Below are 6,166 nucleotides of genomic sequence, written 5' to 3' on the forward strand. Positions count from 1 at the left end.
TGATCCGAGTCTAGCCGCGGTGCGAGAATCGGAGCATGAAGCTCGAGCACTCGTACGCGATCGACCTGCAGTGGACCGGCAACCGGGGGACGGGCACCAGCGGATACAAGGACTACGGCCGCGATCACGTGGTGAGCACCGAGGGGAAGCACTCGATCGAGGGCTCGGCGGACCGGGTGTTCTTCGGCGACCGCGACCGCTGGAACCCCGAGGAGCTGCTGCTCGCGGCGCTCTCGCAGTGCCACATGCTCAGCTACCTCGCGGAGGCGGCGGGGGCGGGCGTCGTCGTGGTCGGCTACACGGATGCGGCCACAGGCACCATGGTGCAGACGGGCGACGGCGGCGGACACTTCACCGAGGTCACGCTGAGGCCGCGGGTCACGGTCGCCGACCCGGCGCAGGCCGAGCTGGCCGCGTCGCTGCACGCGCCCGCCTCGCGCAAGTGCTTCATCGCGGCGAGCGTGAACTTCCCCGTCCACCACGCCCCGGAGCTCCTCACCCTCGCCTGACCGAGGGCGCAGGGCGCGACGACTCAGAGGCGCTCGGGGCGGAGGGCGCGCTTGACGCGCTCGACGGTGTTGGCGGGCGGCGCCTCGTTGTAGACGCCGGCGAGCTCCTGGCCGGTGAGCCCGTGGATGGCCGCCATGATGGCGTCCGTCGCCTGGCGCCGCGCGCGTCCCGAATCCGCCGGACCGAAGGTCGACACGTCGATCGGCTGCCCGAAACTCACCGTGATGCGGTGGATCTTCGGGATGCGCGCGCCAACGGGCTGCATCTGGTCCGTCCCGATCAACCCGACCGGGACCACGACGGCGCCGGTGGTCAGCGCGAGCCAGCCGATGCCCGTGCGACCGCGGTAGAGGCGCCCGTCGAGCGACCGCGTCCCCTCGGGGTAGATGGCGAAGGCCGCACCGGTGTCGATGATGCGCTTGGCCTGGTCGAGCGCCTCCTGCGCCGCGGCCCCGGCGCCCCGCTTGACGCCGACCGCGCCGATCGCCGTGAAGAACGCGCGCGAGACGCGTCCCTTCACACCGGTGCCCTCGAAATAGCTCGACTTCGCGAGGAACTGCACGCGCCGCGGAGCCGTCATCGGGATCACCACCGAGTCGATGAACGACAGGTGGTTGCTGGCGAGGATGACCGCGCCGTGCTTCGGGACGTTGCGCTTGCCGATCACGCGCGGCCGGTAGACCAGCTTCAGCAGCGGCGCCATGAGGATGCGGCCGGCGAAGTACAGCGCGCCGGGCCTCTTCACCTCGGCGACGCCATCGTCGGGTTCGTCGATGCTCATCCCTTCGAGGGTAGGCGCGGACGTATGCCGGAGGCGGCATGCGCGCCGGTCCGGCGCGTCACGGCTCCAGCGGTGTGCCGAGCGTGCAGCCGAATCCGCCCCGGTAGACGAGGCAGCCGTCGACGAACCCGGTGTAGCGGACCGCGAGCGGCGAGCCGAACCAGGCGCTGTAGAGCCGCGAGAAGTTGAGGTTGCCGTAGGCGGAGCACGCCCCGCCGGGACCCTTCGGCGCCTTCAGCGTCTCGCCGTTCGGCTGGTAGGGCGTGTAGTTGTACAGGTTCGCGGTCGCCTGGTTGAGGATGGTCACCGTGCTCGCCCCGCAGGCCGCATCCGGGTGGTACTGGATGGTGTTGCCGCCGATCTTGTACCGCCAGTCACGGGGGTGCACGGTGTACTCGCGGAACTGCCACGCCGCCCGGTACACCTGGTTGAAGAACCCGAAGTAGCGGGTGTCGCAGGCGGCCGTGTCGGGGCACGCGTACCCGGTGGCCCGCTGGTAGCCGGAGGCGCTGGGCGTCGTGAGCAGCGACTGCTCCTTCTGCAGCAGCACGAGCAGCACACGCGGGCTGACCGTGCAGGCGTGGGCGACTCGCGCGATGATGCTGCTCGCGCGCTCGTTGCGCTTCGGCGCGATCGCCGTGCACCGCTCGGCGGAGGCCGGCTGCGCCGGCACGTCCATCCGGAAGTCGGACAGGCAGGGTGAGTCGTCCTTCGGATGGCACGAGCGCTGCTCCAGGAAGTCCTGGATCTGCGCCGCGGTCATCGCGTCCGGGTTGAAGAAGCTGTCATCGCTGATGATGTAGCCCGGGTAGAACGGCGCCGGCGGCTCCGCGACGGCCGCCGCGGGCACCAGCGCGAGCGCCGCCGCCGCGGCGGACGCGGCGGCGATCAGCCGCAGGCGGGGGAGCCGCACCGGTCGGGCCTCAGCGCGTGGTCTTCAGGATGTCGATCACGAACACCATGGTGTCGGTGGCCTTGATCTCTCCGGAGCCGGCCGAGCCGTAACCGTCGGCGGGCGGGACGATCGCGATCACCTGCGAGCCGACCTTCTGGCCTTCGAGCGCCTTCTTGAAGCCCGCGACGACGCCGGTGGTCTGGAAGGAGGCGGGCGCGCCGCGGCTCCAGCTGGAGTCGAACATCTCGCCGTTCCGCCACAGGACGCCCTTGTACTGCACCGTCACGGTGTCGCCCGGCTGCACCGTCTCGCCGTCGCCCTGCTTGAGGAGCGCGATCTTGGTCTCGGTCGGCGGGTCGGCCTTCGGGATGGTGATGGCCGGCTCGCCGGTCTTGGCGTTGAGCTTCACGGTCGGGAACCCGGCGGTCGGGGCGACCGGCGTGCCGTCGGCGCGCGTCGGGGTCAGCGAGACCACGTCCGCGACGAAGACGACGCTGTCCTTGGTGGTGAGGCCCAGCTGCGAGAGGTCCTGGTTGCCGAAGGCGTCCTTGGCCGGTGCCGTGAGCACGACGCGCGACCCGGTCGGCAGGCACTCCACCGCGCGGACGAGGCCGGGCACGTACGCCTTGTCGTTCACCTGGATGGTCGCAGCGGCGGAACCGTCGAAGCCCTGCGACGCCGTGAGCTCCTTGCCCGTCGTCCCGTTGTAGGCGGCCAGCGCGATGTCGACGCTGGAGCCGCCCTTCGCCTCGGCCCCGTGACCCGTGATGACGACGGTGCGCTCCACGTCGGTGGTCTTGAGCGGCGCGTCGAACGTGACCTTGGGGGTCGCGCGGTAGTCGCCGGTCACCTTCACCGACTTCGACGCCGTGCCCGACTTGACGTTCTGGCACGCGTTCGCGGCGGGGGTCGACGTGGCGGCGGGAGCGGCGGAGCTGCAGGCCGCGAGTCCGGCGACGAGGAGGGCGGCCGACGCGGTCGCGGTCAGGGCCTTGAGAGAGGTACGCACGGTCGTCCATCCTGCCCTATCAGCCTCCGCCGAACCTGAGCGGCGGGAATGGGTCGGCTGGATGCGCCGCCTACGATGGATCCATGACCCGCGAATTCACCGTGCCCCAGTCCCGTCACCTGGTCACCGAGCTGCCCGGCCCGCGCTCGGTCGAGCTGCAGCAGCGGCGGGTCGCGTCGGTCAGCCGCGGCGCGGGCACGCTGGCCAACATCTACATGGAGTCCGGCTCCGGCGCGATCCTGGTGGATGTGGACGGCAACCGCCTGATCGACCTGGGATGCGGCATCGGCGTCACCACGATCGGCCACGCGCACCCGGCCGTTGCGGCGGCCGCCGCCGAGCAGGCGTCGAAGCTCACGCACACGCTCTTCACGGTGACGCCGTACGAGAACTACGTCGCGGTCGCCGAGAAGCTCGCCGAGATCACGCCCGGCGACTTCGAGAAGCACAGCATCCTGGTCAACTCGGGTGCGGAGGCCGTGGAGAACGCGGTGAAGATCGCCCGCAAGTTCACCGGCCGCCGCGCGATCGCGACGCTCGACCACGCCTTCCACGGCCGGACCAACCTGACCATGGCGATGACGTACCGCCCCTGGCCGGAGCGCGCCGGCATGGGACCGTTCCCCGGCGAGATCTACAGCCTGCCGATCAGCTACCCGTTCCGCGACCCGGAGGGGATGACGGGCGAGGAGGCCGCGGAGCGCACCATCGACTACATCCGCACGCACATCGGGGCGACCGAGCTCGCCGCCCTCTTCGTGGAGCCGATCCAGGGCGACGGCGGCATCATCATCCCGGCGCCGGGCTACTTCGCCCGGCTCGCCGAGTTCTGCGCCGAGAACGGCATCGTGTTCGTCGCCGACGAGATCCAGGCGGGCATCGGCCGCACCGGCACGTGGTACTCCATCGAGCACCACGGCGTCGTCCCGGACCTCGTCACGAGCGCGAAGGGCATCGCCGGCGGGTTCCCGCTCGCGGCGGTGACCGGCCGCGCGGAGATCATGGATGCGGTCCAGCCCGGCGGCATCGGCGGCACGTTCGGCGGCAACCCGGTCTCGACGGCGGCGGCCCTCGCGGTTTTCCAGGCGTTCGAGGACGAGGACCTGCTCGCCGAGGCCCGGCGCGTGGAGAAGGCGCTGTGGGCGCGCATCGGCGACTGGGCGGACCGCTTCCCCGTGGTCGGCGAGGTGCGCGGCAAGGGCGCGATGTTCGGCGTCGAGCTGGTGAAGCCCGGGACGAAGACTCCGAACCCGGAGGCGCTGAAGGATGTGCTCGCGCACGCCACCCGCAACGGTGTCATCCCGCTCGACGCGGGCAGCTGGGACAGCGTCCTGCGGCTCCTGCCGTCCGTCGTCATCAGCGAGGAGCTGATCGACGACGCGGCGACGGTGCTGGAGGAGGCGCTCGGCCGCCTGGGCTGAGCAGCCCCGCCGGGCGACGGCTCTCGTACGATGGCCTCGTGCGCAGAGTCATCATCCTCGGGTCCACCGGTTCCATCGGGACGCAGGCGCTCGACGTCATCGCGGCGAACCCGGACCGCTTCCGCGTCGTCGGCCTGAGCGCCGGGCGGAGCGCCGACGAGCTGGCCGCGCAGGCGGAGCGCTTCGGCGTGGTCGACACGGCGCTGGGCGCGGCCGACTCCGAGCTGCTGGTGCGGTCGGTGGAGGCGGACGTCGTCCTCAACGGCATCACCGGCTCCGTGGGCCTCGGTCCGACGCTCGCCGCGCTCGAGACGGGGGCGATGCTGGCGCTGGCGAACAAGGAGTCGCTGATCGTCGGCGGCGGGCTGGTGAAGCGCGCCGCGGCGCCGGGTCAGCTCGTGCCGGTCGACTCCGAGCACTCGGCCATCGCGCAGGCGCTCCGCGCGGGGTCCGCCGGGGAGGTCCGGCGCCTCGTGCTGACGGCGTCGGGCGGCCCGTTCCGCGGTCGCTCCCGCGAGTCGCTGCGCGACGTCACCCCGCAGCAGGCGCTCGCGCATCCCACCTGGGACATGGGGCTCGTGGTGACCACCAACTCCTCGACCCTCGTGAACAAGGGCCTCGAGGTGATCGAGGCCCACCTGCTCTTCGACGTGCCGTACGACCGGATCGACGTCACCGTGCATCCGCAGTCCGTCATCCACTCGATGGTGGAGTTCGTGGACGGCTCGACCATCGCGCAGGCGTCCCCTCCGGACATGCGCCTGCCGATCTCGCTCGGCCTCGGCTGGCCGGACCGCGTCCCCGAGGTCGGCGTGCCGCTGGACTGGACCGCCTCCCACACCTGGACCTTCGAGCCGCTCGACGACGAGGCGTTCCCCGCGGTCGCCCTGGCGAAGCGCGTCGGGATGGCCGCGGGCACCTACCCGGCCGTCTTCAACGCCGCCAACGAGCAGGCGGTCGCGGCCTTCCACGCCGGGGCGATCGGCTACCTCGACATCCTCGGGACGGTGGAGCGGGTCGTCGACGCCCACGTGCCGGCGGGCGAGCTCACCCGCGAGTCGCTCGCCGAGTCGGAGCGCTGGGCGCGCGCGAAGGCCGACGCGCTGATCGCGGCGCGCTGAGCGCGGGTCGCTGAGAGCGGCGCGCTGAGAGCGGCGAGTGAGCACGGCGCGCTGGGCGCGGGTGGCCTGGGCGGGGGTGGCCGCACCAAGGCGCACCGACCGATCCTCGGAGAAGGGCCTCCAAATCTCCGACACAGCGCTCTCTGGAGGGAGATCCGGAGGGATTTGCGCTGAATCTCCGACGGTCGCGCGCAGATCTCCGACGATAGGGGACCGGACGGAGGGTGCAGCCTGCGCTTGCCCGGACGCCGGCCGTAGGCCGCCTCGACCTTTCCCCACCGGCCGATCGTCGGAGAAGGGCCTCCAAATCTCCGACACAGCGCTCTCTGGAGGGAGATACGGAGGGATTTGCGCTGAATCTCCGACGGTCGCGCGCAGATCTCCGACGATAGGGGACCGGACGGAGGGTGCAGCCTGCGCTTGCCCGGA

General features: G+C 71.5%; 6 protein-coding genes. 3 read left to right on the plus strand and 3 right to left on the minus strand.

Annotation, left to right across the window (positions count from 1 at the left end):
* Window positions 1–35: 35 nt before the first annotated feature.
* Window positions 36–509: an OsmC family protein gene (locus tag ACTJI1_RS18775; protein WP_440743792.1), complete on the plus strand. Its 474-nt coding sequence runs from the start codon at window positions 36–38 to the stop codon at window positions 507–509.
* Window positions 510–532: 23 nt separating this feature from the next.
* Here the strand turns inward: ACTJI1_RS18775 and ACTJI1_RS18780 are convergent, their stop codons facing one another.
* Genes ACTJI1_RS18780 through ACTJI1_RS18790 form a run of 3 tightly spaced genes read right to left on the minus strand, consistent with a single transcriptional unit; the run spans window position 533 to window position 3,195 of the window.
* Window positions 533–1,291, minus strand: coding sequence for a lysophospholipid acyltransferase family protein (locus ACTJI1_RS18780; RefSeq protein ID WP_440743793.1), 759 nt, complete (start codon window positions 1,289–1,291; stop codon window positions 533–535).
* A 58-nt stretch (window positions 1,292–1,349) separates the two neighbouring features.
* A complete protein-coding gene (locus ACTJI1_RS18785) occupies window positions 1,350–2,204 on the minus strand; it encodes a hypothetical protein (RefSeq protein ID WP_310129103.1) in 855 nt (284 codons plus the stop codon).
* Between the two features lie 10 nt (window positions 2,205–2,214).
* Entirely contained in the window at window positions 2,215–3,195 is a 981-nt protein-coding gene (locus ACTJI1_RS18790) for an FKBP-type peptidyl-prolyl cis-trans isomerase (protein ID WP_440743794.1), read from the minus strand.
* 83 nt (window positions 3,196–3,278) lie between these two features.
* Between ACTJI1_RS18790 and ACTJI1_RS18795 the strand changes: the two genes are divergently transcribed.
* The gene (locus ACTJI1_RS18795) at window positions 3,279–4,616 is read left to right on the plus strand and encodes an aminotransferase class III-fold pyridoxal phosphate-dependent enzyme (RefSeq protein WP_440743795.1); all 1,338 of its coding nucleotides are present in this window, start codon (window positions 3,279–3,281) and stop codon (window positions 4,614–4,616) included.
* A 38-nt stretch (window positions 4,617–4,654) separates the two neighbouring features.
* Window positions 4,655–5,737: a 1-deoxy-D-xylulose-5-phosphate reductoisomerase gene (locus ACTJI1_RS18800; protein ID WP_440743796.1), complete on the plus strand. Its 1,083-nt coding sequence runs from the start codon at window positions 4,655–4,657 to the stop codon at window positions 5,735–5,737.
* Window positions 5,738–6,166 lie beyond the last annotated feature (429 nt).

It is taken from the genome of Leifsonia sp. 22587, assembly GCF_052044215.1.
GTDB classification, from domain to species: domain Bacteria; phylum Actinomycetota; class Actinomycetes; order Actinomycetales; family Microbacteriaceae; genus Leifsonia; species Leifsonia shinshuensis_C.

What these genes read in the sequence shown, in the direction of transcription:
- ACTJI1_RS18775 (WP_440743792.1), top strand. Translation starts at nt 36, where the DNA reads ATGAAGCTCGAGCACTCGTACGCGATCGACCTGCAGTGGACCGGCAAC.
- ACTJI1_RS18780 (WP_440743793.1), bottom strand. Translation starts at nt 1,291, where the DNA reads ATGAGCATCGACGAACCCGACGATGGCGTCGCCGAGGTGAAGAGGCCC.
- ACTJI1_RS18795 (WP_440743795.1), top strand. Translation starts at nt 3,279, where the DNA reads ATGACCCGCGAATTCACCGTGCCCCAGTCCCGTCACCTGGTCACCGAG.